Source organism: Vibrio sp. 1978, assembly GCF_033344345.1.
Genome location: NZ_JAWPOP010000381.1, coordinates 1 through 754, shown reverse-complemented (window position 1 = coordinate 754; position 754 = coordinate 1). Strand labels below are relative to the sequence as shown.

General features: G+C 50.1%; 1 protein-coding gene. It reads left to right on the top strand.

Annotation, left to right across the window (positions count from 1 at the left end; translation table 11 throughout):
* A partial coding sequence (locus R8N49_RS26740) for a PAS domain-containing protein (protein WP_318190400.1) occupies nt 1–754 on the top strand: 754 nt, incomplete at both ends.

The following is a 754-nucleotide window of genomic DNA, read 5'->3' as shown; positions in this document are numbered from 1 at the left end:
GCAGCAATGCTGTGATGCCACTCAAGCTCAGGGACAACTTTATACCCTGAGCTACACCAAACAATGGCTATCCAGTGAGGTATCCACCTCGCCACAAAATCACCGCGCCATTGTGGCGATGATTGAGCAAAACTGCGCGCAATTTTCCGCGCCGCACTTTGACGTAGTTTGCTCACAATTTGATGATGAAAACCTGAGTCTTTGCCCAGTATGGCTACCGAATGAGGAGCTGTTTGCCGTTGTGACGTTGACGCACTCAACGCAGCAAAAGCAAACCGTTTCTGCGTGGCTGAGCGCACTGGCAGGCCGCATCAGTTTTGATGTTAGCCAGCATTATCATCAAGAGCTCAAACGTCATCACTCACACGCCAACAAGCCACTACCAACGCTGCAAGAATTCATCGATTGTCTGGATGACCACATCTGGATCAAAACCACTGATGGTCTGTACGCCATGACTAACCGCAGCGTAGAACAGGCGTGGAAAAAGTCTAACGATGACATTGTCGGGAAGAACGACTTTGACCTTTTCAGCGCCGAACGCGCGGAAAAATTCATTGATGCCGACCGATTAGTGGTCGCTACTGGCACACAGAACATCGTTGAAGAGTGTCGCCAAATTGATGAAAACAACAACCCAACTTGGCTGGAAACCATCAAATCACCGGTACGAAATCAGGCCGGTGACCTGATCGGCATTTTGGGCATGACGCGCAACATCACCCGTCGCAAGATGGTGGAAACGCAATTGTCG